We start from the raw sequence: 24,795 nt of genomic DNA on the forward strand, positions 1-24,795 counted from the left end.
GCCTGGCGCTGCCCGGGCAACCTGGTCAGGTTACCCGATGAGCCGAGGCCCCGGCGAACCGGCCCCGGAGGGGGCCCACGTGGGCCCGCCCGGCGTGCTGGCGGCCGGCGACCACCGCGCTGAGGCGGCCGATCACGAGGATAGCGGGTGCCCACCGGTGCCGGACACGCCGCCGCGGACGCGGTCGGCCCCGGCGGGTGTCGGCGCGCGCCAGTAGGCTTCTCGCCGTGCTGGACACCCTCGACGCCGACGCGGTCCGCCGTTGGTGCGCGGGTGGGCTGCTCGTGCTGAAGCGCCACCAGGGTGAGATCGACGAGCTCAACGTCTACCCGGTGCCCGACGGCGACACCGGCACCAACATGGTGCTCACCCTCACCTCCGCCCAGCAGGCGCTCGCGATGGATCTCGACACCCTCCCCGAGGACGGGGCCACCGCGCACGGGCACGTGCTGCGCCTGATGGCCCGGGGCGCGCTGCTGGGCGCGCGGGGCAACTCGGGGGTGATCCTGTCGCAGATCCTGCGCGGCTTCGCCGACGCCGTCGCCGCCGTGCCGGCCGTGCGTGGGCGCCAGCTCGCCGCCGCCCTGCGCGAGGGCGCCGCCGCCGCCTACGCCGCGGTCGCCCGCCCGGTCGAGGGCACGTTGCTCAGCGTCGTCGCCGCGGCGGCGCACGCCGCCGAGCGGGCCGACAGCGACGACCTGCGCACCGTGGCCCGGGCCGCGGCGCTCGGCGCGACGCACGCGTTGGCGCGCACCCCCGGGCAGCTCCCGGCGTTGGCCCGGGCCGGCGTGGTGGACGCCGGCGGCCGGGGCCTGTGCCTGCTGCTCGACGCGCTGGTCGAGGTCGTCACGGGCGAGAGCCCCGCGCCGCCCGTGTCCGCGCCGCCCGTGTCCGCGCCGCCCGTGCCCGCGCCGCCCGTGCCCCGCCCGCCGGAGACCGCCGTCCGCGAGACCGGCTCCGCCCAGTACGCCTACGAGGTGCAGTTCCTGCTCGACGCCGGGCCGGAGGCCGTGGCCCGGCTGCGCGCCGAGCTGGAGCCGCTGGGCGACTCGCTGGTGATCGTCGGCGACGGCAGCGCCGGCCCGGGCACCTGGAACGTGCACGTGCACGTCGACGACGTGGGCGCGGCCATCGAGGCGGGGGTGGCGGCCGGCCGGCCGTACCGCATCTCGGTGACCCGCTTCGCCGACCAGGCCGCGCCGGTGTCGCCCGCCGTGGCGGCGGCCGGTCGGGCGGCCGTGGTGGTGGCCACCGGCGCGGGCATCGCCGAGCTGTTCGCCGGCGAGGGCGCGACGGTGGTGCCGGGCAACCCGTCGATCGGCGAGCTGCTGGCCGCGATCCGCGGCACCGGGGCGGCCCGCGTGGTGCTGCTGCCCAACGACCCCGAGACGCAGGCGGTGGCGAACGCCGCCGCCCGGGAGGCGCACGCCCTGGGCATCAGGGTCAGCGTGGTGCCGACCCGCTCGCCGGTGCAGGCGCTGGCCGCCCTCGCGGTGCGCGACCCGGGGCGGCGGTTCGCCGACGACGTGATCGCGATGGCCGAGGCGGCCGGCGCCTGCCGCTACGCCGAGGTCTGCCACGCCCGCCGGGAGGCGCTCACCGTCGCCGGCCCCTGCCGCCCCGGCGACGTGCTGGCGCTGGTCGAGGGGGAGGTGCACCTGATCGGGTCCGATCTGACCGACACCTGCACCGCCGTCGTCGACCGGATGCTCGGCGGCGGCGGCGAGCTGGTGACACTGCTCTCGGGGGCGGATGCCCCCGACGGGCTGACCGACGCGGTCCGCGAGCACGTCGAGCGGCGCTGGCCGTTCGTCGAGGTGCACGCGTACCGGGGCGGTCAGCCGCACTATCCGCTCCTGGTGGGGGTCGAATGACGTCCGAGCCGTCCACGATGGACACGCCGCTGAAGAAGCTGGTCGGCGACAAGACCGCGAAGGCCCTCGCCGGCCATCTCGACCTGCACACCGCCGGCGACCTGATCTACCACTTCCCGCGCCGCTACGACGAGCGCGGGGAGCACACCGACATCCGTTCGCTCGACGTCGGCGAGCAGGTCACCGTGCTGGCCCAGGTGCAACGCACCGCCGTACGCCCGATGCGCCAGCGTCGCGGCAACCTGCTGGAGGTGACGGTCGGCGACGGGTCGGGCGGCACCCTCACCCTGACGTTCTTCGGCAACCAGGCCTGGCGCGAGCGCGAGCTGCGCCCCGGCCGGTGGGGGCTCTTCGCCGGCAAGGTCACCGAGTTCCGGGGGCGGCGGCAGCTCAACGGCCCGGAGTACGTCCTGCTCGGTGAGGGCGGCGACGGCGAGGCGGCGGCCAACGAGGAGATCGAGGAGTTCGCCGGCGCGCTGATCCCGGTCTATCCGGCCGCCGCGGCGGTGCCCACCTGGGTCATCGCCCGCTGCGTCCGGGTGGTGCTGGACACCTTCGCCGCGCCGGAGGACCCCCTGCCGGCCACCATGCGGGCGAGCCGCAAGCTGGGCGGCATCGACGTGGCGCTGCGCGAGATCCACCGGCCGTCGAGCAAGGAGGCGCTCTACCGGGCCCGGCACCGGCTCAAGTGGGACGAGGCGTTCGCCGTGCAGCTCACCCTGGTGCAGCGCAAGCACCGCGCCGCCGCTTCGCCGGCCCGCCCCCGCCCGGCGAAGCCCGGCGGTCTGCTCGACGCGTTCGACGCCCGGTTGCCCTACGAGCTGACGCCCGGCCAGCGCGACGTGGGGGTGGAGATCGCGGCGGACCTGGCCACGGCCCACCCCATGCACCGGCTGTTGCAGGGCGAGGTCGGCTCCGGCAAGACGGTGGTCGCGCTGCGCGCGATGCTCCAGGTGGTCGACGCGGGTGGGCAGGCCGCGCTGCTGGCCCCGACCGAGGTGCTCGCCGCGCAGCACCACCGGGGCATCCTCGACCTGCTCGGGCCGCTCGGCCGGGCCGGCGAGCTGGGCGCGGCCGACGACGCCACCCGGGTCGAGCTGGTCACCGGCTCACTGGGCGCGGCGGCTCGCCGGCGCGCGCTGGCCGAGGTCGCCGGCGGCGCCGCCGGCATCGTGCTCGGCACCCACGCCCTGCTCTACGAGGGTGTCGACTTCGCCGACCTGGGGCTGGTCGTCGTCGACGAGCAGCACCGCTTCGGCGTGGAGCAGCGCGACGCGCTGCGCGCCAAGGCCGCGCAGCCGCCGCACGTGCTGGTGATGACGGCCACCCCGATCCCACGCACGGTGGCGATGACCGTCTACGGCGACCTGGAGACCTCCACCCTGTCCCAGCTTCCGCAGGGCCGCTCGCCGATCGCCTCGCACGTGGTGCCGGCCGCCGAGAAGCCGGCCTTCCTGGACCGGGCATGGCGCCGGATCCGCGAGGAGGCGGCCGCCGGCCACCAGGCGTACGTGGTCTGCCCGCGCATCGGGGAGGGCCCGGCGTCGGAGGAGGAGCCGCCGGCGGAGGACGACAACGGCCGGCGGCCCCCGATGGCGGTCACCGAGGTGGCGCCGCTGCTCGCCGAGGGGCCGCTGCACGGCCTGCGCATCGGTGTGCTGCACGGCCGGTTGCCGGCCGACGAGAAGGACGCGGTGATGCGCTCCTTCGCCGCCGGAGAGCTCGACGTGCTGGTCGCCACGACCGTGATCGAGGTGGGCGTCAACGTGCCGAACGCGACGGTGATGGTGGTGCTCGACGCCGACCGGTTCGGGGTCTCCCAGTTGCACCAGCTGCGCGGCCGGGTCGGCCGGGGCACCGCCCCCGGGCTGTGTCTGCTGGTCACGGAGGCGCTGGAGGGGACCGCCGCCCGGGAACGGCTCGACGCGGTGGCCTCCACCACCGACGGGTTCAAGCTCGCCGAGCTGGATCTGGAGCAGCGTCGCGAGGGCGACGTGCTGGGCGCCACCCAGTCGGGGCATCGCTCGCACCTTCGGCTGCTCTCGCTGCTGCGCGACGCCGACCTGATCCGTGAGGCCCGGGCCGAGGCGATCGCCCTGGTGGAGCAGGATCCGGAGCTGGCCCGGCACCCGGCGCTGGCCGCCTCGGTGGCCGCCCTGGTCGACGAGGACCGCGCGGAATACCTGGAGAAGGGCTGACCCCGGGGCGCGCTGACCCGAGCTGACCCGTCGGCGGGCTGTGCCCCGCCGGGCGAGCTGCCCCCGGGGGACGGGCCGCCCCCACCGGCCGGCGGGACGTCCCTAACATTGGCTGATGTCGACCCTTCCCCTCGCGCGTGGAGTGCTCCTGCTGGTCCAGGGTGACGAGCTGGTCATGGAACTGGCCACCGGATCGGCGGGCGACGTCGCCGAGACACCGTGCTCGCGTACGACCCGGTTCCAGCTCGCGTCGATCAGCAAGCAGATGACCGCGGCGGCCGTCCTGCTCCTCGCCGAGCACGGGGCGCTCGACGTGGCCGATCCGGTCGACCGCTGGGTGCCGGGCTGTCCGCCGCAGTGGCGTTCGATCACCCTGCACCACCTGTTGACCCACACCTCCGGCCTGGGCCACTGGTCGGACTATCCGATGATCGACCTGTCCGGCCCGCTCGATCCGGACGGCCTGCTGGAGCGGTTCCGCAGGGTCCCGCCGCTGTTCACCCCCGGGTCCCGCTGGCACTACAGCAGCCCCGGGTACGTCCTGCTGGCCCGCGCCGTCGAGCGGGCCGCCGACCGGCCGTACGCCGAATTCCTCGCCGCGGAGATCTTCGCGCCGCTCGGCATGGCCGGCAGCTTCGCCGGCGCCCCGGGCGACCGGGACGACGTGGCCGTCGGGCACCGCGCCGGTGCGCCGGTCCCGTCCTGGGAGCTGGACATCGTGAACGTGGGCGCCGGGGACGTGTGGTGCTCCGCCGACGACCTGCTCACCTGGCTCGACGTGCCGCGTCGCGGGCGACTCCTGAGGTCCGCCTCGGTCTCCCGGATGACCACCCCGCACGCCTCGACCGGCACCGCCGACGGCGGGTACGGCTACGGCTGCTTCGTGGGTCCGTTGGCGGGGGAACACGCGATCCACCACTCCGGCGAGAATGCCGGCTTCCGGGGCTTCGCCGCCTGGCTGCCGGGGTCCGACCGGCGGCTGGTGGTGTTGAGCAACGAGGAGGGGCTCGACCTTTCGCTGATCGACACGGCGCTCGCCGCCGACTGACCGCGCGCGCCGGCCGTCGCGTAGCGTCGGGGCCATGCGCAGGAGGAGACGGTGACCCGGATCGTGGCCGGCACCCTCGGCGGGCGGCGGATCGCCGCGCCCCCCGGAGCGGGCACCCGGCCCACGTCGGACCGGGTCCGCGAGGCGCTGTTCAGCGCCGTGCAGGCGGATGTCGAACTGACCGGTGCCCGCTTCGCGGACCTCTACGCCGGGTCCGGCGCGATCGGCCTGGAGGCGCTCTCCCGGGGCGCGGCACACGTGCTGCTGGTGGAGTCCGACCCCCGGGCGGCCCGCGTGATCCGGGAGAACGTGGCGACGCTGCACGCCGCCCCGGCCGCCCGGCTGGTCGCCGGCAAGGTCGCCACGGTGCTGGCCGGCGGCCCGGACGGCGGCCCGTACGACGTGGTCTTCGCCGACCCGCCCTATGCGGTGCCGGACGCGGAGATCGCCGCGATGCTCACCGCGCTGGTCGACGGCGGCTGGCTGGCCCCGGACGCGCTGGTGGTCCTGGAGCGGGCGAGTCGCGGCGGCCCGGTGGAGTGGGTGCAGGGCATCACCGGCGAACGCAGCCGGCGTTACGGGGAGACCACTCTTTGGTACGGTCGCCGATCATGAGACGTGCGGTGTGTCCCGGCTCGTTCGATCCGGTCACCAACGGGCACCTCGACATCGTCGGCCGGGCGAGCCGGCTGTTCGACGAGGTGATCGTGGGTGTGCTGGTCAACCAGTCGAAGAGCGGCCTGTTCACCGTCGAGGAGCGCATCGACATGCTCCGCGAGGTGACCGCCTCCTACGGCAACGTGCGGGTCGAGTCGTTCCGTGGGTTGCTTGTCGACTTCTGCCGGGCGCAGCGGGCGAGCGTGTTGATCAAGGGCCTGCGGGCGGTCAGCGACTTCGACTACGAGTTGCAGATGGCGCAGATGAACATCGGCCTGGCCGGTGTCGAGACCCTGTTCATGCCGACCAACCCGCTCTACTCGTTCCTCTCGTCCAGTCTGATCAAGGACGTGGCCAAGTGGGGCGGCGACATCTCCGCCCACGTGCCCGACCGGGTCGGTGCGGAGCTCAGGGCGCGCCTCGCCCCGCCACCCCGCGACTGACCTCCCGCGACCGGCTCGCGGCCCCGCCGCCTCGCCGCCGACCCGCCGGGTCGGGGGCCGCCCCGGCGCGCCGGGGCGGGGGGAGCGGCGCGGGGTGGCCGGGGCGCGACATGATGTGTTCAGCGGGAAACCGGCCGCAGCGCGCATCATGTAGGTCGGCCCGACGAACGACAGGAGTGAGGTACCGGTGGACCCGCTCGACCGCATCGACGACCTGATCGCCATGGTGGAGCAGGCCCGCTCCGTCCCGATGTCGCGTAACAACTGCATGGTCGACCGGGGGGAGTTCATCGCGGCCCTCGACGAGCTGCGCGCCGAGCTTCCCGCCGACCTGCGCCGGGCGGCCGCGCTGCTCGACGAACGCGACAAGATCATGGAGGCCGGCAAGCGCGAGGCCGACCGGATCATCAACGAGGGTGAGGCGGAACACGCCCGCCTGGTCTCGATGAACGAGATCACGGTCTCCGCCGAGCACGAGGGCGCGCGGATCATCGCGGAGGCCCGGGCCGAGGCGCAGCGCCTGCGCGAGGAGGTCGACGACTACGTCGACACGGCGCTGGCCAACTTCGAGCAGTTCCTCACCCGGGCGCTGGCCTCGATAGAGCGGGGCCGCGACAAGATGCACGCGCTCCGTGAGATCGGCACCTTCGGTGGGGAAGAGGCGGAACGCCCGCTACCCTTCTGATCGGCACCTCACCAGCCGGCAGACGGGTAGGACGTCGCCCCCGGTTCGACGCTCCGGTGGTCGTCCAGGTAACCTTTTTTGTCGGCCTCTCACCGGCCGGAGTCTGACTATGCCCAAACACACGCCTTCCACACTCAACCCCAGGTCGCCGCTGGTCCTCGACGCGAGGGAGCTGCCGCGCCGGCCTGGTGCGTTGCGTACGGTCAAGCGGGTGGTGCCGGCACCGGCGGACCTCGGCGGAGAGATGATCAACGTGCCGGAAGGCGCGGACCTCGACCTCGACCTGAAGTTGGAGTCGGTGTCCGAGGGCGTGTTCGTCTCAGGGACCGTGACCGGTCCCGTCCGGGGCGAGTGCGGTCGCTGCCTGCGGGAGATCGACGACTCGTTGGCAGTGCGGGTCCAGGAGCTGTACGCGTACGAGGACAGCACCACGGACCTCACGACCGACGAGGACGAGGTGGGCCGGATGCAGGGCGATCTGATCGACCTGGAGCCGGTACTGCGGGACGCGGTGGTGCTCGCGCTGCCGACCAACCCGCTCTGCCGGGAGGACTGCCCAGGCCTGTGCCCCGAGTGTGGGGTGCACTGGGACGATCTGCCGGCCGACCACAGTCACGAGCAGATCGACCCGCGTTGGGCGGGCCTGTCGCAACTGAACCGTAAAGAGGAGTAGGAACCGTGGCCGTCCCCAAGCGCAAGATGTCGCGCAGTAACACCCGCGCCCGCCGGGCGAACTGGAAGGCGACCGTGGTCGCGACCGTGGCCTGCCCCCAGTGCAAGTCGGCGAAGCTGCCGCACGCCGCCTGCTCCGTCTGCGGCACCTACAACGGCCGCCAGGTTCTCGAGGTCTGACCCGGTCGCCGAGTGACGCCCCCGACACCTTCTCGGGCGGCACACGCACCCTGGCATTCGCCCGGTGCCCCGGCCTCCGCCGTCGCCAGCCGGTCTGTTCCGGCCGGCGTACCGGTGGAGCCGGGCACCGCGCGGATCGCCGTTGACCTCCTCGGCGGGGACGACGCTCCCGCCGTCGTGGTTGACGGCGCTCTGCGGGCCGTGCGCGCCGACCCGGATCTGCACCTGTTGCTCGTCGGCCCGGCCGAGGCCGCCGACGAGCTGGTCCGCGCCCTCGACCCGGCACAGCGTGCCCGGGTCACCATCCGGCCGGTCCGCGCCGCCGTCGGCATGGCCGAACACCCGGTGGCCGCCCGCGCCGACAGCACCGTCCGGGCCGCGGTGCACGCCGTCCGCGACGGCGTGGCCGACGCGCTCGTCTCCGCCGGGTCGACCGGCGCCACCGTCACCGCCGTGGCGCTCGGGCTGGGCCGCTGGTCCGACGTACGTCGTCCCGCGCTGGTCGCCACCCTGCCCGCCGTCGCCGGCCCGGTGATCCTGCTGGACGTCGGCGGCTCACTGGAGCCGCGCCCGGCCACCCTGGCCCGCCACGCCGTGCTCGGTGCCGCCTACGCGGCAGTGGCGCACGCCGTCACCGCGCCCCGCGTGGGGTTGCTGTCGGTGGGCACCGAGGCCGGCAAGGGCGACCGCGCCCGCCGGCTCGCCGATCCCGTCCTCGCCGTCGAGCCGCTGCCCCGCGGCGGTCGCTACGTCGGTCTCGTCGAGGGCTACGACGTCTCCCTCGGCGCGCGCGCCGATGTGGTGGTCACCGACGGGTTCACCGGTAACGTGCTGCTCAAGGCGATCGAGGGCGCGTACGCGATGGCCGGCGGGCCCCCGTCCGGCGGCGGCGCCCCCCGCGCGGCGGCCCTGCTCGGGGTCGCCGGGACGGTGGTCGTCTGCCACGGCGCGGCCCGGGCCGAGGACGTCGCCGCGGGCATCGCGCTGGCCGCCCATCTCTGGCGGCGCCGCGCCGTCGACCAGGTCCGCGCGCTGCTCGACGCCGCCGAGGCGGGCGACCGCGAAGAAAGCACCGATCGCACCACCGACACCGAGGTACCCACATCATGAGTAACGACAAGCGGCGGGCGTCCGTCGGCCACCTCGAAGCCGCCTTCGGCATCAGCCTGGATCCGGAACTGCTCGGCCGCGCGCTGACCCACCGCTCGTACGCGTACGAGAACGGCGGACTGCCCACCAACGAACGGTTGGAGTTCCTGGGCGACTCGGTGCTCGGCGTGGTGATCACCACCGCGCTGTTCCACAACCACCCCGACCTGCCGGAGGGGCAACTGGCCAAGCTGCGGGCCAGTGTGGTGAACATGCGGGCCCTCGCCGACGTGGCCCGGGGCCTCGGCCCGGACGGGCTCGGCGCGTACCTCCTGCTCGGCAAGGGCGAGGAGACCACCGGCGGCCGGGACAAGGCGAGCATCCTCGCCGACACCCTGGAGGCGCTGCTCGGCGCGATCTACCTCCAGTACGGGCTGGACACGGCGGCGATCGTCATCCACCGGCTGTTCGACCCGCTGATGGCGGAGTCGGCGGGCCGGGGCGCCGCCCTGGACTGGAAGACGAGCCTGCAGGAGTTGACCGCCGCGCTCGGGCTCGGCGTGCCCGAGTACCGCATCGAGGGCGCCGGACCGGATCACCTCAAGACGTTCACCGCCTGGGTGGTGGTCGCCGGCAACCGCTACGGCGGGGCCGACGGGCGGAGCAAGAAGGAGGCCGAGCAGCGGGCCGCCGAGGCTGCCTGGCGGACGCTCACCGAGCAGGCGGAGCAGGAGCGGGCCGAGACCGTCCCGGTCGCCGGGGACGAGAGCGTGGAGGCGGCCGAGGTGGGCCTGGGCCGTGCCTGAGCTGCCGGAGGTCGAGACGGTCCGGCAGGGCCTGGCCCGGTGGGTCACCGGCCGGCGGATCTCCTCGGTCGAGGTGCGCCACCCCCGCGCGGTACGCCGGCACACCCCCGGCGGCGGGCACTTCGCCGACGTGCTGGCCGACCGGACGGTGCTGGACGTACGCCGCCGCGGCAAGTACCTGTGGCTGCCGCTGGACAGCGGCGACGCCGTGATCGGGCACCTGGGCATGTCGGGGCAGCTGCTGGTGCAGCCGGCCGACGCGCCCGACGAGACGCACCTGCGGGTCCGCTTCCGGTTCACCGACGACGGCCCCGAGCTGCGCTTCGTCGACCAGCGCACCTTCGGCGGCCTGTCGGTCTCCGCCGGGGGCGCGGAGCTGCCGGCGGAGATCGCGCACATCGCCCGGGACCCGATGGACCCGCAGTTCTCCGACGCGGCGTTCGTCGCCGCCCTGCGCCGGCGGCGTACCGAGGTCAAGCGGGCGCTGCTGGACCAGACACTGATCTCCGGCGTCGGCAACATCTACGCCGACGAGGCGCTGTGGCGGGCGCGGCTGCACGGTGCCCGGCCCACCGACGCGCTGACCGCACCGGCCGCGCTGCGGCTGCTGGGCCACGTCCGGGACGTCCTCGGCGAGGCGATCAGGTCCGGGGGCACCAGCTTCGACGCCCTCTACGTCAACGTCAACGGGGAGAGCGGCTACTTCGACCGGGCGCTGAACGTCTACGGCCGGGAGGGGTTGCCCTGCGCCCGGTGCGGTGCGCCCGTCCGGCGCGAGGCGTTCATGAACCGCTCCTCGTACAGCTGCCCGCGCTGTCAGCCCCGCCCCCGGGCGGCCCCTCGGGGGTGAGTGCGGGCGGCCTGCGTCGCCTCGCGTCCGGCCCCACGGCAGGGGCCGCCGGCACGTGGCGCTCACGGCGCCGGGCAGGGGATCCGCCACGCGTCGAGCGCGCGTTGCTTGCGGATCGAGGAGAAGCCGTAGCCCATCGTGGTGACGCAGAAGTCCGTCGTCGAGCCGGCGTACTCCACGTGGAACACCGGCTTGCCCGCCTCGACGAACGGCAGCAGTCGGGCGCACCGGTCGAGCCGGACGCACTCCTCGTTGACGGCGAAGTCGAAGTCCGGGGCCAGGGCGGCCACCTGCTCCAGGTCGTTGACCAGGCCGGGGGAGAGGCCCAGCGAACGGGCCAGCTCGGCCAGCCGGCGGTTGAACCGCAGTTGGTCGTCGAAGGTGAGCGGAAAGCCGGAGCGGCTGGCGTACCCGTCGGCGTCGGCCAGCGCGACCGCCCCGAAGCCCTTGCCGCGGCAGAGCCGGAACCGGTCGGCCAGCACCGGACGCAGCGCGTCCCACTGCCGTACGTCGAGCCAGCGGCTCTGCGGCCGGGGTGCCGCCGCGCCCCGCACGACGGCCGGGAAGCGGTCCGCGTCCGGGTCGGTCGGCAGGACGGAGCCGACGGGCACCTGGCAGACCAGCCGGCGGTCCCGGGAGCGCAGCTCGGCGGTCTGCGCGGCGGTGGTGGTGACCGGGTCGAGCAGGAACACGTCGGCCTCGACGGTCGGGTCCAGCACACCGCTGAGCTGCCACTGCCACCGCCAGCGGTCGGCCGACGCCGCCGGCCAGGTGATCGGGGCGCCGGTCGGGGTGAGGTCCACCCGGCAGGCGGCGACCACGCTCAGCAGCGCGAGCGCGACGCAGGCCGGCAGGATCCCGGGCGGAACCCGCCGGGCGGTGCGCGTACGCGGCCGGATCCGCATCGGCAGCTCCGCAGGTCGCGGGCGGCCGCACACCGCCCGAGGCGGGTACGCCGTCGGCGTACCTCACCCCGTCAAACGAGCGCGGACCCGGTCACGACTCGCGTTCAGCGTGGCGCGGCGAAGACCTGCGTCCAGTACGGCCCGTTGCTGTTGGCGACGCCGACGCCGATCTCGGTGAAGGCGCAGTTCAGGATGTTCTTCCGGTGGCCGGGGCTGTTCATCCAGGCCTGCATGACGGCGGCCGGCGTCTGCTGGTTCCAGGCGACGTTCTCGCCGTAGGTGCGCCAGGCGTAGCCGACCCGGCCCAGCCGGGTTCCGACGTTGCTGCCGTCGCTGCCGGTGTGCGACATGTTCCGGTGGTCGGCCTGGTCCTTGCTGTGCCGCTGGGCGGCGGTCGTCAGCTTGTCGTCGATGCCGACCGCGCCGCAGCCCGCCTTGGTGCGCTCGGCGTTGACCAGCCTGACCACCTCGCGGGCCTGGCTGCTGACTCCGCTGCCGACCGTGTTCTTGGTGGCGGTGGCAGCCGGTGCCGTGCTCCGCTGGGTGCTCTGCCGCGAGGGCGCGCTGGTACGCGACGGCGCGGGCCGGGTGGTCTTCGTGGCCGACGGGGTGGGTCGGGCGGTGCTCGGGGTGGCGCTCGGGGTGGCGCTCGCGGAGGGCGGGGCCAGCGCGTCGCCGGGTGCCGGCTCGACGCCCGGCGGCACCGGGGCGGCGGCGACCGGGGCGGCGGAGGTCGGCTCGGTCCGAGAGTCCTCGCCGTTCAGCGCGATCGCGCCCACCCCGAGGCTCACCACCAGCGTGGCGGCTGCGGCGGCGCCCCCGATAAGGATCGGCGGGGAGAAGCGCCGGCGGGAACGGTGCCGGCTGTCGTCCGTGACCCGCGGCGTCCCGGTCGGGGCGGCCCGCAGCGCGGTGACGTCGATGGGGGCGGTCGGTTCGCCGCCCGGCCACGCGCCGGCGGGCCAGTCGGCGGCCCGGTGGGGCTCCGCCCGGTGGGGCTCGCCGCCCAGCCTGCCGGAGTCGGTCGGCCACTGGTCGCCCGACGCGGCCGGCCGGTCGCGGTGCCACCCCTCGGCGGGCTGCTCCGGGTCGTCGCCGAACAGGTAGGCGGACCGGGGCTCCGGGCGGCGGGAGGGCCAGGTCGGCGGCCTCGGGTCCGAGGGCTGCTCGGGGCGCCGGGGGGTGCCGTCCGGGTCGTTCGGGTCGGTCCAGCCGTACACGCCTGTGCCTCCAAGGGGTTCGCTCGTGGGCCGGGGTGACGCTACGTGGCGGGTGTGAATAGCGGCAACGTGGCTAAGGAAGAGTTAAGGGGAAGTCGGACGGGAGGATGCGGGGTTCCCGGTTTCGGGGCGTAGAGTCAGGACGTCCGGACAGAGTGTGTCCGCGCCTTGTGGCAGCCCCCCGACAAGTGGACAGGTCGACGTAGAAATGATCTACGGCCTGCGACAACTTGACGAAGGAGGGGATGTCGGCTCAATATGTAGGTGTCGCCAGTCGCGCCCGGTCATGCCCAGAATCGCCTGGGGTGACAGTCGCGGACACAATGGGCGCGCGTTGGCCGGCCCTTCCGGCAGCGCATATCAAGGAGTCACGATGGCTAAGGCCCTGTACGGCCACGTAGGCGCGGCGCCCGACCGGCGCCTGCTCGACGAGGTCACCCGACTGCGTGCCACGGTTCGGGCTCTGGAGTTCGAGATCACGCGGCTGCGTGCCGAGAATGATCGGCTCGCGGCGGCTGCGGCGGAGGCGGATGATCTGCTCCGTCTGGCCGAGCCCGCGCTGACCTGATCTCCGGATCGGATCGGAAAAACTGAATCGCATCACGCAGAAAGAGCGCGCCGACACTTCTGTGCCGGCGCGCAGTACTGTCCGCGTCCTTTTCCGTGGCGTCAATTCGCGATCTTGTGCGATTCGGCCCGAAGAATTCTTTTCGGCTTCGGTCCGAGGTCCGCTGCGGCCGGGGGAAGGTCGGGCGGGCGCGTTCGCGCCGGTCGATCGACTCCGCGCCGCCCGGTGGGCCCCGGCGGCCGGCGGGCGGGTCGCGTGCCGGGTGGCCGCCGGTCGCGGGTTAGTCTGCGGGTTCACCCAGGTCCGCGCAGCCGGCGACGGTACGGCGGCCACCGGACGAGGATCGAGAAGGTGCATCTCAAGAGCCTGACGGTGAAGGGCTTCAAGTCCTTCGCCTCCGCGACGACGCTGAAGCTGGAACCGGGCATCACCTGCGTGGTCGGCCCGAACGGCTCCGGCAAGTCCAACGTCGTCGACGCCATCGCCTGGGTGCTCGGCGAGCAGGGCGCCAAGGCCCTGCGTGGCGGCAAGATGGAGGACGTCATCTTCGCCGGCACCGCCGGGCGGGCCCCGCTGGGCCGGGCCGAGGTGACCCTCACGATCGACAACACCGACGGTGCGCTGCCGATCGAGTACACCGAGGTGTCGATCACCCGCCGGATGTTCCGCTCCGGCGAGAGCGAGTACGAGATCAACGGCGACACCTGCCGGCTGCTCGACATCCAGGAGCTGCTGTCGGACTCCGGCATCGGCCGGGAGATGCACATCATCGTCGGCCAGGGGCGGCTCGACGGGATGCTGCACGCCAAGCCGGAGGACCGGCGGGCGTTCATCGAGGAGGCGGCCGGCGTCCTCAAGCACCGCAAGCGCAAGGAGAAGGCGCTGCGGAAGCTCGACGCGATGCAGACAAATCTCAACCGCTTGACCGACCTCACGGCCGAGCTGCGCCGCCAGCTCAAGCCGCTGGGCCGGCAGGCGGAGGTGGCCCGCCGCGCCGCCGCCATCCAGGCCAACCTGCGCGACGCCCGGCTGCGGCTGCTCGCCGACGACCTGGCCACCCTGCGCGCCACGCTCGACCGGGAGATCGCCGACGAGACCGCGGTGCGCCAGCGGCGTGTGCAGGTCGAGGCCGAGCACACCGAGGTGCAGGCGCGGCTGGGCGAGCTGGAGGCGGCGCTCGCCGAGGACGCGCCGCTGCTGGCCGCCGCGCAGGACACCTGGTACAAGCTCTCCGCCCTCGCCGAGCGGTTCCGCTCCATCGAACAGCTCGCCCGGGAACGGCTGCGGCACCTCAGCGCCAGCGGAGACGACGAGCGCCCCGGTCGCGACCCCGACCAGTTGGAGGCCGAGGCCGAGCACGTCCGCGAGCAGGAGGAGGAGCTGCGCGCCGCGCTCACCGACGACCAGATCCGGCTGGCGGAGGCCGTCGAGCACCGCCAGGACCTGGAACGCCAGCTCGCCGCCGCCGAACGCGAGCTGGTGGCCGCGGCCAAGGCGATCGCCGACCGGCGGGAGGGGTTGGCCCGGCTGACCGGGCAGGTCAACTCCGCTCGCGCGCGGACCACCAGCGCCGGCGAGGAGATCGAACGGCTCGCCGCCGCGCACGCCGACGCGCTGGCCCGCGCCGAGCAGGCGCAGGCCGATCTCGACGCGGTCGCCGAGCAGTCCACCGAGGCGGACCGGGACAACGCCGACCTCGACGCCCGGCACGCCGAGGCGGTCGCCGCGCAGGAACGGGCGCAGGCCACCGTGCGGTCGCTGACCGACGCGGAACGGGCGACGGAGAAGGACGCCGCCACCTGCAAGGCCCGGGAGGAGGCGCTCGCCCTCGGCCTGCGCCGCAAGGACGGGGCCGGGGCGCTGCTGGCCCGCGCCGACGAGGTTTCCGGCCTGCTCGGCAGCCTGGCCGGGCTGCTCACCGTCGCCCCCGGTCAGGAGACCGCGCTGGCCGCCGCGCTCGGTGGTCTCGCCGACGCCGTCGCCGTCAGCGGCGTCGACGAGGCCGTCGAGGCGATGCGGATGCTGAAGATCTCCGACGCGGGCCGCGCCGGCCTGCTGGTGGGCAGCCCCGCCGGGCCGGGCATGGACGCCCCGGTCGACGCGTTGCGGCCGAAGCTGCCCGACGGCGCCCGCTGGGCGCCCGACCTGGTGGAGTGCTCGGCGCAGCTCCGCCCGGCGGTGCACCGGGCGCTGCGTGACGTGGTGCTGGTCGACGACCTCGCGGCGGCGGCCGAGGTGGTCGCCGGCAACCCGGAGCTGCGCGCCGTCACCCCCGACGGGGACGTGGTCGGCGCGTACGCGGCGGCCGGCGGGTCGGCCAGGGCGCCCAGCTTCATCGAGGTGCAGGCCGCCGTCGAGGAGGCCCGGTCGAACCGGCTCGCCGCCGAGCAGGCCGGCGCGGAACTGCGCGAGCAACTTGTCGACGCCCGCGCCGAGGTGAGCGCCGCCAAGGAGACGGTGCAGCACGCCACCGCCGCCAAGCGGGAGGCGGAGAGCCACCGCAACGCCGCCGCCCGGCGGCTGGCCGAGCTGGGGGCCGCGGCCCGCTCCGCGAAGGCGGAGACCGACCGGCTCGGCGAGTCCCGGTCCCGCGCGGAGGCCGCCCGGGAACGGGACCTGCTCACCCTGGCCGAGCTGGCGGAGCGGCTGCGGCTGGCCGAGGTGACCCCGGTGGACGCGGAACCCTCCACCGAGGAACGCGACCAACTCGCCGCGATGGTGCCGCAGGCGCGGCAGAACGAGATGGAGGTCCGGCTCGCGGTGCGTACCGCCGAGGAGCGGGTCTCCTCGATCGCCGGCCGCGCGGACTCGCTGCGCCGGCAGGCCGTCGCCGAGCGGGCCGCGCGGGAACGCGCGGCGGCGCGGCGGGCGGCGCGCACCCGGGGCGCGGGGATCGCCCGGGCCGTGGCGGGCGGCGCCCGGGCGGCCCTGGCCCGGTTGGTCACCTCCATCGCGGCGGCCGAGGAGCACCGCGACGCCGTGGCGCGCGAACGCGCCGCCCGCGAGGCCGAACTCCAGGAGGTACGCGGCGCGGCCAAGCGGTTCGGCGCGGAACTGGAACGGCTGACCGGCCAGGTGCACCGGGACGAGGTGGCGCGCGCCGAGCAGCGGCTGCGCATCGAGCAGTTGGAGGCGAAGGCCGCCGAGGACTTCGGGCTGGACGTGCAGACCCTCGTCGCCGAGTACGGCCCGACCCAGCCCGTCCCGCCCACCCAGGCCGACGTCGCGGCGGCGGAACGCGACGGCCTGCCGGTGCCCGAGCCGGTCCGCTACGAGCGCCCGGTGCAGGAGAAGCGGGCCGCGAAGGCGGAACGGGAGCTGACCCTGCTCGGCAAGGTCAACCCGTTGGCGTTGGAGGAGTTCGCCGCGCTGGAGGAGCGCTACAAGTTCCTGTCGGAGCAGCTCGAGGACCTCAAGGCCACCCGCCGCGACCTGCTCACCGTGGTCCGGGACGTCGACGACCGGATCCTGGCGGTCTTCGCCAGCGCGTTCGCCGACACCGCGCGGGAGTTCCAGCAGGTCTTCACCGTGCTCTTCCCCGGCGGCGAGGGACGGCTCATCCTCACCGACCCCGACGACCTGCTCGCCACCGGCGTCGAGGTGGAGGCCCGCCCGCCGGGCAAGAAGATCAAGCGGCTGTCGCTGCTCTCCGGCGGCGAGCGTTCGCTGACCGCGGTGGCGATGCTGGTGGCCATCTTCCGCGCCCGGCCCAGCCCGTTCTACATCATGGACGAGGTGGAGGCGGCGCTCGACGACGTGAACCTGGGCCGGCTGATCACGCTGCTGGCCCAGTTGCGGGAGAAGAGCCAGCTCATCGTCATCACGCACCAGAAGCGGACGATGGAGGTCGCCGACGCCCTGTACGGCGTGACGATGCGCAACGGGGTGACCCAGGTGATCAGCCAACGGCTCAACCGGGCCGGCACCGACGACGAGCGGCGTGGCCGCGGCGAGGAGAACGAGTAGTGGGTCGGGAACGGGCGACGGCGCTCCTGGTGGATTTCGACGGCGTGCTGCGCCGGTGGGATCCGGCGGTGGCGGCCGGGGTGGAGCGGGAGTACGGCCTGGCCGAAGGTGTGCTCACCGAGATCGCCATGCAGTGGGGGCGGCTCCAGCCGGTGCTGACCGGCCGGGTGAGCCACGCCGACTGGATGACCAGCGTCGCCGACGCGCTGACCCAATCGGTGGGCAGCCCCGAGCGGGCCCGGGCCGCCGTGGAGCAGTGGCAGCGCTACCGAGGTGAGGTGGACCCGGAGGTGCTCGCCTTCGTCCGTGAGGCGCGGGCGGGCGGCATCCGGGTCGGGCTCGGCACGAACGCCACGGACCTGCTCGACGCCGACCTCGCCGCGCTCGGCCTGCTCGGCGAGTTCGACGCGGTGGTCAACTCGTCCGAGATCGGGGTGAACAAGCCGTCGAAGGAGTACTTCCAGGCGGCGTGCGCGGCCCTGGACACCCCGCCGGCCCGGGTGCTCTTCGTCGACGACGAGGACTGGGCGATCCGGGGTGCCCGCGCCGCCGGTCTGTCGGCGCTGCGGTGGACCGGGCCGGGCGAGCTGCGTTACCTGCGGGCGGCGTTGGCGACGGCCGCCTGACCCGGTTGGCGTACCGCACCGCGAGGGGCCGGCCACCTGGCCGGCCCCTCGCGGTGCGTGGCAATGCGGTGTCGCGCTCAGCCCGGGATGTCGCGCGGGTCCCGGCTGCGGGGGTAGGTGTTCTTCTCCCCGATCGTGCCGTCCTGCTTCTTGATCACGTGCTCGACGCCGCGGTCGGCCGCCATCTCGCGGCCCCGGGCCTGCGCCTCGTCCTTGGCGTCATGGGTGCTGCTGGCCTGCTGGTTGCCCTCCGCGCGGTTCTTCCACTGGCCGTCCTCGTGGTAGGTGTCGATGTCGCCCTTGGTCATGCCAACCCCTCCTGCCTCGAACTCTGCTTGCGCGTGTCGAGCGTCTCCGCTACCTACTTGCCGGGATCGGCCGGCGCCAAACAACCGCCCCGCCGCGCCCGGGGTCGACGGCGACGTGGCGGCTACTCGCCGGTGCGGCCGTCGATGCGCTCGCGGATCAGGTCGGCGTGGCCGTTGTGTCGGGCGTACTCCTCGATCAGGTGCACGTAGACCCAGCGCAGGTTGAACGTCCGGCGCTTCGGGCCGGCCTCGGTGAAGGTCTCGTCGAGCGACCGGCCGACGGTGGCGGCGCGGGCCAGCGCGACCTCCCGGTGGTACGTGGCGAAGTCGGCCTCGGCGTCGGCGGCGCTGACGTCGTGGTCGGCGTCCGGGTGCTCCGGCGTGAAGTAGGGGTAGTCGACCCGCTCACCGGCGAAGCGGTCCCGGAACCACCAGGCCTCCACCTCGGCCATGTGCCGGACCAGGCCGAGCAGGGTGAGCCCGGAGGGCTCGACGCTCGGCGTCCGCAACTGCGCGTCGGTCAGCCCGGCGCACTTGAGCAACAGCGTCTGCCGGTGGTAGTCCAGCCAGCCCTCCAGCATGGTGCGCTCGTCGCCGACGTAGGGCTCGTGGGTCCGGGTGATCTCCGGTGCTCGCCAGGTCATGCCGGTCATCCTCGCCCGGTGATCCCCGAAGGCACGACTGGTTTCCGAGCGGCGTGCGGCCGAAGCGGCGTGCGGCCGAAGCGGCGTGCGGCCGACCGGCCCGGCGCCGGCGGCGCGGGGGCGGTGTGCGGGTGGGCCGGGGTACGGCCGTGCGTGGCCGTACCCCGACGCGGGTGGCGCTCCGGGTCGCGGGCGGTCAGCCCTCAGCCCGGGAGCGTCTCGTCAACCTCTGCCGACGATGAGGACCTGGGCGGAGCCGTCGGGCATGCCGGCGATGCTGACGTTGCTGCCGGCGGCTGTGGTGGGGGTGCCGACGCCGGTGAGGGGCTGGAGGGCGTCCCAGGTGCCGTTGGGGTGGCGGATCTTGTGGTAGACGCCGTTGTCGGCGCCGATCATGAGCATCTGGGCGGAGCCGTCGGGCATGGCGGTGATGGCGATGTCCTTGCCGGCGGCGGGGGTGGTGGTGTTGTAGCCGCTGATGGGTTGGAAGCCGCTCCAGGTGCGGTTGGGGTTGCGGACCTGGTGGAAGATGCCGTTGTTCGCGCCGACGATGAGGACCTGGGCGGAGCCGTCGGGCATGCCGGCGATGCTGACGCGGTTGCCGGCGGCTGTGGTGGGGGTGCCGACGCCGGTGAGGGGCTGGAGGGCGTCCCAGGTGCCGTTGGGGTGGCGGATCTTGTGGTAGACGCCGTTGTCGGCGCCGATCATGAGCATCTGGGCGGAGCCGTCGGGCATGGCGGTGATGGCGATGTCCTTGCCGGCGGCGGGGGTGGTGGTGTTGTAGCCGCTGATGGGTTGGAAGCCGCTCCAGCTGCGGTTGGGGTTGCGGACCTGGTGGAAGATGGGGCCGGCGCCCGAGCCGCCGCCCGGGCCGCCCGCCATGGCGGCGGCGACGTCGCGGCGCATCGCGTCGAGGTCGATGAAGGAAGGGTCGATCTTTCCGGTGGTGCTGGTCTCGCGGTGGCCTCTGGCGTAGCTGGCGTCGCGGCCCAGCGTGCGCAGCACCGCGGCGGTGGCCGCGACGGACGCGTTGTACTGAGCCTGGGTCATCGCCTGGTTGACACCGTTGTAGTCGATCTCCCACCCGATCAGCATCGTGTTGCCGCTGCCCGCCGGGATGGGTCCGCTGCCCCGGCTGTTGCCGGCGTGGTTGGCGCGGTTGGCGGAGATCAGGTGGAACACCCCGTGGTAGTCCACGAGCGCGTGGCACAGCGGACCGGGCAGGTCGGACCGGCCGTTGATGCAGACGCCCAACGCCGGCGCGGGCCGGCTCGGGCTCGACGTCGCGGCGGTGTGGTGCCACAGCACCCCGATCGGGGCGAACGCGCCGCTGACGCCACGGGCACGCCAGTTGCCCTCCTCCACGACCGCGACGCCGGCCGCCCGCAGGACGTCGGCGAGCCAGGGGATCCCCATCACGCGGCCCCGAGGTCGGCGAGGCACTCGACGGCGCGGGGTTGCGCGAGCGCCGGCCCGGCGACCAACGCCTGCCCCACCACGACGGCGGGTACGGCGGCGATCAGGCCACGTCGACTGACGGTCCGTAGCAGGCCGCGGGGCGATACCCGATCCGTCTCGTGGGTCTTGGTGATTGCCACGATGCAAACCATCCCTTCAATACAAATGTGACCCCCGCCGGACATGGCGGGGGTCAATGAAATGTGTATGCCGGTTCGGTTGCAGACGCGCCGGCGCCGGTGCGGGAGCCGAGGGCGCTGGCGATGGCTCTACCTGGGAAAACTTCCCCTCAGGTGACGACGGCGACGCCCCCGGCCCGCAGGTGGTCGGCGACGTGAAAGCCCCGTTCCGGTGAAACATGAATGAATGATCGCGGTCGAATGCCTCGTTTCGGCATCGACCGTTCGGTTGGTAGCGGATTCCCGCACGCCAAAGCGTGGGGAAAGGGAAAAGTCGCGGGTCAATGGCTTGGAACCCCCACCGTTCGCCCGCCGCGGCGGCGTCGTCCTCGTCGCCGCGGCGGGGCCGACCGGCGAGACGCCCGCGTCCGCCCTCGGCGCGGGATCAGCCGCCGGGGGTGAGGCGTTGCCGCATCACCTCGCGCAGGTGGCCGTCGCTGGTGGTGCCCTCGATGGTCACCTCGGCCGCCCGCCCGGCGTGCACCAGCGTGGCGACCGCGTTGCCGAAGTACGGCCCGGCCAGCCGCTTCCACCGCAACGGCGGGCGGCGTACCCCGGCGGTGCGGGCGAGGGCGCGGGTGGCCCCGGAGGGCCCGGGCGACCAGCCCAGCTTCATCAGCGGGCGCAGCCCGGCGGGCACCTGGTTGTGGATGGGCGAGCAGGTGAGCTGGTGCACGGGGGTGACCACGTCCGGGTCGTCGAAGCGGGCCCGTGCCACGTACGAGTGGTGCACGTCGCCGGAGAGCACGCTGATCGACGCCGGTGGCGCGTACGCCGGGCCGGCCCCGACCCGCTCGCCGGGGGTGCCGGGGGTGCCGCTGCCGAGGCGGGCGAAGAGCGCGCCGAGCGCGTCGAAGGAGCGGCGGAACGCCGCCCAGTGCTCCAGGTCCAGCCCGCGGCGCAGGTTTTCGGCCAGCCGGGCCACCCACGGTCGCCGCGAGTCGGCCAGCTTCTCGTTCCACGCCTCCACGTGGTGGATGCCCGGTGGCAGCAGCCAGGGCAGGGACGCGCCGACCACCAGGTGGTCGTAGACGCCGTGGGCCCGGTCGAGGAACCACGACCACTCGCCCGGGGGCAACATGGCCCGCTGGCCGGGCTCCAGCACCCGGCTGCACCGGTTGTCCAGCATGACCAGCCGGGTGCGGCCCAGGTCCAGCGCGTAGCTCCACTGGTACTGCACGGCACGCCACCGCTCGGTGTCGTGCGCGAGGTCGGCCTCGGTGTCGACCCGCTGCCCGAACTCGCGCAGCACACCGGTGGCGTCCTCGGCGGCGCTGACCTTGGCGTAGACCGGGTCGGCGGCGATCTCGTCGGGGGAGAGGTTGCCCAGGTGCTGGTAGACCCAGTACGAGGCGAGGCCGCTGGCGATGCGCTCCGCCCACCAGGGCTCCTCGCGCATGTCGGACCGCCAGGAGGCGGAGGTGTTCCAGTCGTCGATGACCTCGTGGTCGTCGAAGATCATCACGCTGGGGACGGTGGAGAACAGCCAACGGATCTCCGGGTCCCGCCACGACTCCAGGTAGAGCTTCGTGTACTCGTCGAAGCTGACCACCTGGTCGCTCGGCGCGCCCTTGGGGCGCCGCCGGCGTCGCTTCAGCAGCCGCCGCACGGTGGGGGAGGTCACGTCGGCGTAGACCTGGTCGCCGAGCAGCACCAGCAGGTCCGGCAGGTCGGCGCCGTCCGGCTCGGCCATCAGCCGCCGGGCGTACGCGTCGAGCGCGTCCGGGGGCAGCCGCCGGGTGGTCGCGTGCTGGGTGGTCTCCCGGCAGGAGCCGAAGACCAACCGGACGGGCTGGTCGAGGTCGTCGGCCGCCCGGGTGCGGATCACGCTGGGCGGGAACGTGCTCTTCGACACCGGCCAGGCGATCTCGTCGTCGACGAGCACCTCGTAGCTGGTGACGCTGTCCGGGCTGAGCCCCTCCACCACGACGAGGGCGTAGTGGTGCTCGTACGCCGAGAAGGTGGGCGCGGTGCCGCCGGCGCCGTCGGCGGTGCGGACGGTCACCACGGCGGGCGCGCTGGTCTCGACCCAGACGGTTGCCCGCGTGCCGACGACCCTGCGCAGCAGCGGGCCGATGAGCAATTGTGCCGCGGGCATGGTCGACCTCCAGGTGAGCGGACTTCATCTTTACTACCCGGCCGGCGGTCGCACCACTGCTGGCTGTGACCGAGCGTACTGTCGCCCCGCGCGGACCGGCCGGGAGCGGTGGCTGGGACAGTCCCGCCGGCATCTGACAGGATTCCGGCATGACCGAATACCTCCTCATCGCGCTCGCCCTGCTGGGCGTGCTGATCCTTGGCGGCATCGGGCTGGTCGTGCCGCGGCTGCGGCGGCGACCGGAACCACCGCTGCCCGAGACGGAGGTCGAGACCCGGGCCGAGGAGGACCTCGCCGGCCCGCCGGTGGAGGCGCCGGAGGCGGAACTGTCCACCGGGGTCCTGGTGGAACCGCCGGTGCAGGCCCCGGCCCCGGCCCCGGCGGTGGAGGTCCCCGAGCCGACCGCCGGGCGGCTGGTCCGGCTGCGCTCGCGGCTGTCGCGCTCGCAGAACGTCTTCGGCAAGAGCCTGCTCGGCCTGCTCGGCCGCGACCACCTCGACGAGGACGCCTGGGAGGAGATCGAGGACAGCCTCATCACCGCCGACGTCGGCATCGACGCCACCCGCGAGATCGTCGACCGGCTGCGCGAGCGGACCCGGGTCCTCGGCACCCGTTCCGCCGGCGAGCTGCACGCCCTGCTCGCCGCCGAACTGGTCAACGCGCTCGACCCCACCCTCGACCGGTCGCTGCGGACCGCGCCCAAGGAGGGCGTGCCCGCCGTGCTGCTGGTGGTGGGCGTCAACGGCGCGGGCAAGACCACCACCTGCGGCAAGATCGCCCGGGTGCTCGTCGCCGACGGCCGCAGCGTGCTGCTCGGCGCCGCCGACACCTTCCGGGCCGCCGCCGCGGACCAGCTCGAGACCTGGGGCGGGCGGGTCGGCGCGGAGACCGTCCGCGGCCCGGAGGCGGCCGACCCGGCCAGCGTGGCCTTCGACGCCGTCCGGCGGGGCATCGACACGGGCGTCGACACCGTGTTGATCGACACCGCCGGCCGGTTGCAGAACAAGATCGGCCTGATGGACGAGCTGGGCAAGGTCAAGCGGGTGGTCGAGAAGCACGGCCCCATCGACGAGACGCTGCTGATCCTCGACGCCACCACCGGCCAGAACGGGCTGGAGCAGGCCCGGGTCTTCACCGAGGTGGTGAACGTGACCGGCGTCGTGCTCACCAAGCTCGACGGCACCGCCAAGGGCGGCATCGTGATCGCCGTGCAGCGCAAGCTGGGCATCCCGGTGAAGCTGGTCGGGCTCGGCGAGGGCAAGGACGACCTGGCCCCGTTCGACCCCGCGCAGTTCGTCGACGCGCTGCTCGGCACCGAGCCGCTCGCCCGGGACGCGTAACCTCGCAGTGACGACCGACGATCGCGCCTACGCCGGGTGGCGCGACCCCAGCCACCCGTCGCCGCGCCTCGGGAGACCGTACGTGACTTCACAGGAGATCCCGCTGCACGGCGGGAACGTCAGCACCGTGGTCCGCGTCGGCGACACGGTCCGGCGCAACGCCGGGCCGTGGACGCCCTCCGTGCACGCCCTCCTGCGCCACCTGGAGTACGTCGGGTTCACCGGCGCTCCCCGCGCGCTGGGCATGGACGAGCGCAACCGGGAGGTCCTGTCGTACCTGGAGGGGGAGTGCGGAGAATACCCGCTGGCCCCGCACTGGGTCACCGACGAGGCGCTGGTGACCGTCGCCACCATGCTCCGGATGTTCCACGACGCCCAGTACGGCTTCGTCCCGCCGCCCGGCGCGGTGTGGCGCTCGTTCGGCCCCCCGCCGCCGGACACCGAGGTCGTGTGCCACCACGACGCCGCCCCGCACAACGTCATCTGGCGGCCCGACGGCACCCTCGGGCTGATCGACTTCGACCTCGCCTCGCCGGGCGCCCGGATCTACGACGTGGCGTACGCGGCCTGGACCTGGGTGCCGATCTTCGCCGACCGGGACTCGATCACGCTCGGCTGGAAGCACCCCGACCGGCCGCGCCGGCTGCGCCTCTTCGCCGACGCGTACGGGCTGATCCCCCGGGACCGGCACCGGCTGATCCGCACCATCCGCAAGCGGATCGTGGACCACGTGGAGGGCATCCGCCGGATGGCCGCCGCCGGTGAGCCGGCCTTCGTCCGGATCGTGCACAAGGGGCACCTGCGCCGGCCGATGCGGGACCTGCGGCTGCTCGACTACGAACGCAACGCCCTCGAGTACGCGCTGCGCTGACCGGTCCGTGCCGCCGTGCCCCGGCGGTGAGGTTCTCTTCACACGTCCGAAACAACCCGTCATCGTCCGGAAATCGACGGGTGACGCTGGGGGAAACAGGAAGCCAGCAG

General features: G+C 74.0%; 23 protein-coding genes. 16 read left to right on the plus strand and 7 right to left on the minus strand.

Annotated features, from left to right (window positions below; genetic code table 11):
• The first annotated feature begins 227 nt into the window (after nucleotides 1-227).
• The 11 genes from ACQ452_RS07030 to mutM all read left to right on the plus strand — a co-directional run bounded on the left by ACQ452_RS07030 (nucleotide 228) and on the right by mutM (nucleotide 10,502).
• A complete protein-coding gene (locus tag ACQ452_RS07030) occupies nucleotides 228-1,874 on the plus strand; it encodes a DAK2 domain-containing protein (protein WP_433391231.1) in 1,647 nt (548 codons plus the stop codon).
• Nucleotides 1,871-4,072: an ATP-dependent DNA helicase RecG gene (recG, locus tag ACQ452_RS07035; RefSeq protein WP_433391234.1), complete on the plus strand. Its 2,202-nt coding sequence runs from the start codon at nucleotides 1,871-1,873 to the stop codon at nucleotides 4,070-4,072. Before ACQ452_RS07030 ends, recG begins: the two co-directional genes overlap by 4 nt.
• Nucleotides 4,073-4,187: 115 nt before the next feature.
• The gene (locus ACQ452_RS07040; protein WP_433391236.1) at nucleotides 4,188-5,120 is read left to right on the plus strand and encodes a serine hydrolase domain-containing protein; all 933 of its coding nucleotides are present in this window, start codon (nucleotides 4,188-4,190) and stop codon (nucleotides 5,118-5,120) included.
• Between the two features lie 51 nt (nucleotides 5,121-5,171).
• A complete protein-coding gene (gene rsmD / locus ACQ452_RS07045) occupies nucleotides 5,172-5,735 on the plus strand; it encodes a 16S rRNA (guanine(966)-N(2))-methyltransferase RsmD (protein WP_433391239.1) in 564 nt (187 codons plus the stop codon).
• On the plus strand, nucleotides 5,732-6,220 hold the full coding sequence (gene coaD / locus ACQ452_RS07050; RefSeq protein ID WP_433391242.1) for a pantetheine-phosphate adenylyltransferase: 489 nt from the start codon (nucleotides 5,732-5,734) through the stop codon (nucleotides 6,218-6,220). The genes rsmD and coaD overlap by 4 nt, the downstream gene beginning before the upstream one ends.
• A gap of 187 nt (nucleotides 6,221-6,407) precedes the next feature.
• On the plus strand, nucleotides 6,408-6,905 hold the full coding sequence (locus ACQ452_RS07055; RefSeq protein WP_433391245.1) for a hypothetical protein: 498 nt from the start codon (nucleotides 6,408-6,410) through the stop codon (nucleotides 6,903-6,905).
• A gap of 109 nt (nucleotides 6,906-7,014) precedes the next feature.
• Complete coding sequence (locus ACQ452_RS07060) at nucleotides 7,015-7,578, plus strand: YceD family protein (protein WP_433391248.1); 564 nt, start codon at nucleotides 7,015-7,017, stop codon at nucleotides 7,576-7,578.
• Between the two features lie 5 nt (nucleotides 7,579-7,583).
• The gene (gene rpmF, locus ACQ452_RS07065; RefSeq protein WP_018786309.1) at nucleotides 7,584-7,757 is read left to right on the plus strand and encodes a 50S ribosomal protein L32; all 174 of its coding nucleotides are present in this window, start codon (nucleotides 7,584-7,586) and stop codon (nucleotides 7,755-7,757) included.
• 114 nt (nucleotides 7,758-7,871) lie between these two features.
• Nucleotides 7,872-8,867, plus strand: a complete 996-nt coding sequence (locus ACQ452_RS07070) for a phosphate acyltransferase PlsX (protein WP_433391251.1) — start codon at nucleotides 7,872-7,874, stop codon at nucleotides 8,865-8,867.
• Entirely contained in the window at nucleotides 8,864-9,652 is a 789-nt protein-coding gene (gene rnc / locus ACQ452_RS07075; protein WP_433391254.1) for a ribonuclease III, read from the plus strand. The genes ACQ452_RS07070 and rnc overlap by 4 nt, the downstream gene beginning before the upstream one ends.
• Nucleotides 9,645-10,502, plus strand: a complete 858-nt coding sequence (gene mutM / locus ACQ452_RS07080; protein ID WP_433391257.1) for a bifunctional DNA-formamidopyrimidine glycosylase/DNA-(apurinic or apyrimidinic site) lyase — start codon at nucleotides 9,645-9,647, stop codon at nucleotides 10,500-10,502. Before rnc ends, mutM begins: the two co-directional genes overlap by 8 nt.
• Nucleotides 10,503-10,564: 62 nt before the next feature.
• On the opposite strand, the gene ACQ452_RS07085 is transcribed toward mutM, so the two are convergent.
• Nucleotides 10,565-11,407, minus strand: a complete 843-nt coding sequence (locus ACQ452_RS07085; protein ID WP_433391260.1) for an endo alpha-1,4 polygalactosaminidase — start codon at nucleotides 11,405-11,407, stop codon at nucleotides 10,565-10,567.
• Nucleotides 11,408-11,511: 104 nt separating this feature from the next.
• The gene (locus ACQ452_RS07090; RefSeq protein WP_433391263.1) at nucleotides 11,512-12,627 is read right to left on the minus strand and encodes a CAP domain-containing protein; all 1,116 of its coding nucleotides are present in this window, start codon (nucleotides 12,625-12,627) and stop codon (nucleotides 11,512-11,514) included.
• Nucleotides 12,628-13,000: 373 nt separating this feature from the next.
• Here ACQ452_RS07090 and ACQ452_RS07095 point away from each other — a divergent pair, with 373 nt between their 5' ends.
• The 3 genes from ACQ452_RS07095 to ACQ452_RS07105 all read left to right on the plus strand — a co-directional run bounded on the left by ACQ452_RS07095 (nucleotide 13,001) and on the right by ACQ452_RS07105 (nucleotide 17,787).
• Complete coding sequence (locus ACQ452_RS07095; RefSeq protein ID WP_091096806.1) at nucleotides 13,001-13,195, plus strand: hypothetical protein; 195 nt, start codon at nucleotides 13,001-13,003, stop codon at nucleotides 13,193-13,195.
• 351 nt (nucleotides 13,196-13,546) lie between these two features.
• Nucleotides 13,547-17,161 carry a chromosome segregation protein SMC gene (smc, locus tag ACQ452_RS07100; RefSeq protein WP_433391267.1) on the plus strand — a complete coding sequence of 1,205 codons (3,615 nt, stop codon included), beginning with the start codon at nucleotides 13,547-13,549 and terminating at the stop codon, nucleotides 17,159-17,161.
• Nucleotides 17,161-17,787 carry an HAD family hydrolase gene (locus ACQ452_RS07105; RefSeq protein ID WP_433391270.1) on the plus strand — a complete coding sequence of 209 codons (627 nt, stop codon included), beginning with the start codon at nucleotides 17,161-17,163 and terminating at the stop codon, nucleotides 17,785-17,787. Before smc ends, ACQ452_RS07105 begins: the two co-directional genes overlap by 1 nt.
• Nucleotides 17,788-17,864: 77 nt before the next feature.
• Here the strand turns inward: ACQ452_RS07105 and ACQ452_RS07110 are convergent, their stop codons facing one another.
• From ACQ452_RS07110 to ACQ452_RS07130, 5 genes are all read right to left on the minus strand, one after another.
• Nucleotides 17,865-18,095: a DUF2188 domain-containing protein gene (locus ACQ452_RS07110; RefSeq protein WP_433391273.1), complete on the minus strand. Its 231-nt coding sequence runs from the start codon at nucleotides 18,093-18,095 to the stop codon at nucleotides 17,865-17,867.
• A 122-nt stretch (nucleotides 18,096-18,217) separates the two neighbouring features.
• The gene (locus ACQ452_RS07115) at nucleotides 18,218-18,739 is read right to left on the minus strand and encodes a DinB family protein (RefSeq protein WP_433391276.1); all 522 of its coding nucleotides are present in this window, start codon (nucleotides 18,737-18,739) and stop codon (nucleotides 18,218-18,220) included.
• A gap of 222 nt (nucleotides 18,740-18,961) precedes the next feature.
• Nucleotides 18,962-20,155: an N-acetylmuramoyl-L-alanine amidase gene (locus ACQ452_RS07120; protein WP_433391279.1), complete on the minus strand. Its 1,194-nt coding sequence runs from the start codon at nucleotides 20,153-20,155 to the stop codon at nucleotides 18,962-18,964.
• Nucleotides 20,155-20,337 carry a hypothetical protein gene (locus ACQ452_RS07125; protein ID WP_433391282.1) on the minus strand — a complete coding sequence of 61 codons (183 nt, stop codon included), beginning with the start codon at nucleotides 20,335-20,337 and terminating at the stop codon, nucleotides 20,155-20,157. Before ACQ452_RS07125 ends, ACQ452_RS07120 begins: the two co-directional genes overlap by 1 nt.
• A gap of 424 nt (nucleotides 20,338-20,761) precedes the next feature.
• Entirely contained in the window at nucleotides 20,762-22,474 is a 1,713-nt protein-coding gene (locus tag ACQ452_RS07130; RefSeq protein WP_433391284.1) for an alkaline phosphatase D family protein, read from the minus strand.
• A 149-nt stretch (nucleotides 22,475-22,623) separates the two neighbouring features.
• Between ACQ452_RS07130 and ftsY the strand changes: the two genes are divergently transcribed.
• Together ftsY and ACQ452_RS07140 are read left to right on the plus strand one after the other, a co-directional pair.
• The gene (gene ftsY, locus ACQ452_RS07135) at nucleotides 22,624-23,814 is read left to right on the plus strand and encodes a signal recognition particle-docking protein FtsY (RefSeq protein ID WP_433391287.1); all 1,191 of its coding nucleotides are present in this window, start codon (nucleotides 22,624-22,626) and stop codon (nucleotides 23,812-23,814) included.
• 7 nt (nucleotides 23,815-23,821) lie between these two features.
• Nucleotides 23,822-24,685 carry a phosphotransferase gene (locus tag ACQ452_RS07140; RefSeq protein ID WP_433391290.1) on the plus strand — a complete coding sequence of 288 codons (864 nt, stop codon included), beginning with the start codon at nucleotides 23,822-23,824 and terminating at the stop codon, nucleotides 24,683-24,685.
• Nucleotides 24,686-24,795 lie beyond the last annotated feature (110 nt).

Origin of the sequence: Micromonospora sp. KLBMP9576, from assembly GCF_050941805.1 — a bacterium.
GTDB lineage: Bacteria > Actinomycetota > Actinomycetes > Mycobacteriales > Micromonosporaceae > Micromonospora.

Bases quoted from the DNA above. Each gene is read 5' to 3' on its own strand.
- ACQ452_RS07110 (WP_433391273.1), bottom strand. From the start codon at position 18,095: ATGACCAAGGGCGACATCGACACCTACCACGAGGACGGCCAGTGGAAG.
- ACQ452_RS07060 (WP_433391248.1), top strand. From the start codon at position 7,015: ATGCCCAAACACACGCCTTCCACACTCAACCCCAGGTCGCCGCTGGTC.
- ACQ452_RS07040 (WP_433391236.1), top strand. From the start codon at position 4,188: ATGTCGACCCTTCCCCTCGCGCGTGGAGTGCTCCTGCTGGTCCAGGGT.
- rnc (WP_433391254.1), top strand. From the start codon at position 8,864: ATGAGTAACGACAAGCGGCGGGCGTCCGTCGGCCACCTCGAAGCCGCC.
- ACQ452_RS07095 (WP_091096806.1), top strand. From the start codon at position 13,001: ATGGCTAAGGCCCTGTACGGCCACGTAGGCGCGGCGCCCGACCGGCGC.
- ACQ452_RS07120 (WP_433391279.1), bottom strand. From the start codon at position 20,155: ATGGGGATCCCCTGGCTCGCCGACGTCCTGCGGGCGGCCGGCGTCGCG.
- ACQ452_RS07115 (WP_433391276.1), bottom strand. From the start codon at position 18,739: ATGACCTGGCGAGCACCGGAGATCACCCGGACCCACGAGCCCTACGTC.
- recG (WP_433391234.1), top strand. From the start codon at position 1,871: ATGACGTCCGAGCCGTCCACGATGGACACGCCGCTGAAGAAGCTGGTC.
- ftsY (WP_433391287.1), top strand. From the start codon at position 22,624: ATGACCGAATACCTCCTCATCGCGCTCGCCCTGCTGGGCGTGCTGATC.
- ACQ452_RS07085 (WP_433391260.1), bottom strand. From the start codon at position 11,407: ATGCGGATCCGGCCGCGTACGCGCACCGCCCGGCGGGTTCCGCCCGGG.
- ACQ452_RS07130 (WP_433391284.1), bottom strand. From the start codon at position 22,474: ATGCCCGCGGCACAATTGCTCATCGGCCCGCTGCTGCGCAGGGTCGTC.
- coaD (WP_433391242.1), top strand. From the start codon at position 5,732: ATGAGACGTGCGGTGTGTCCCGGCTCGTTCGATCCGGTCACCAACGGG.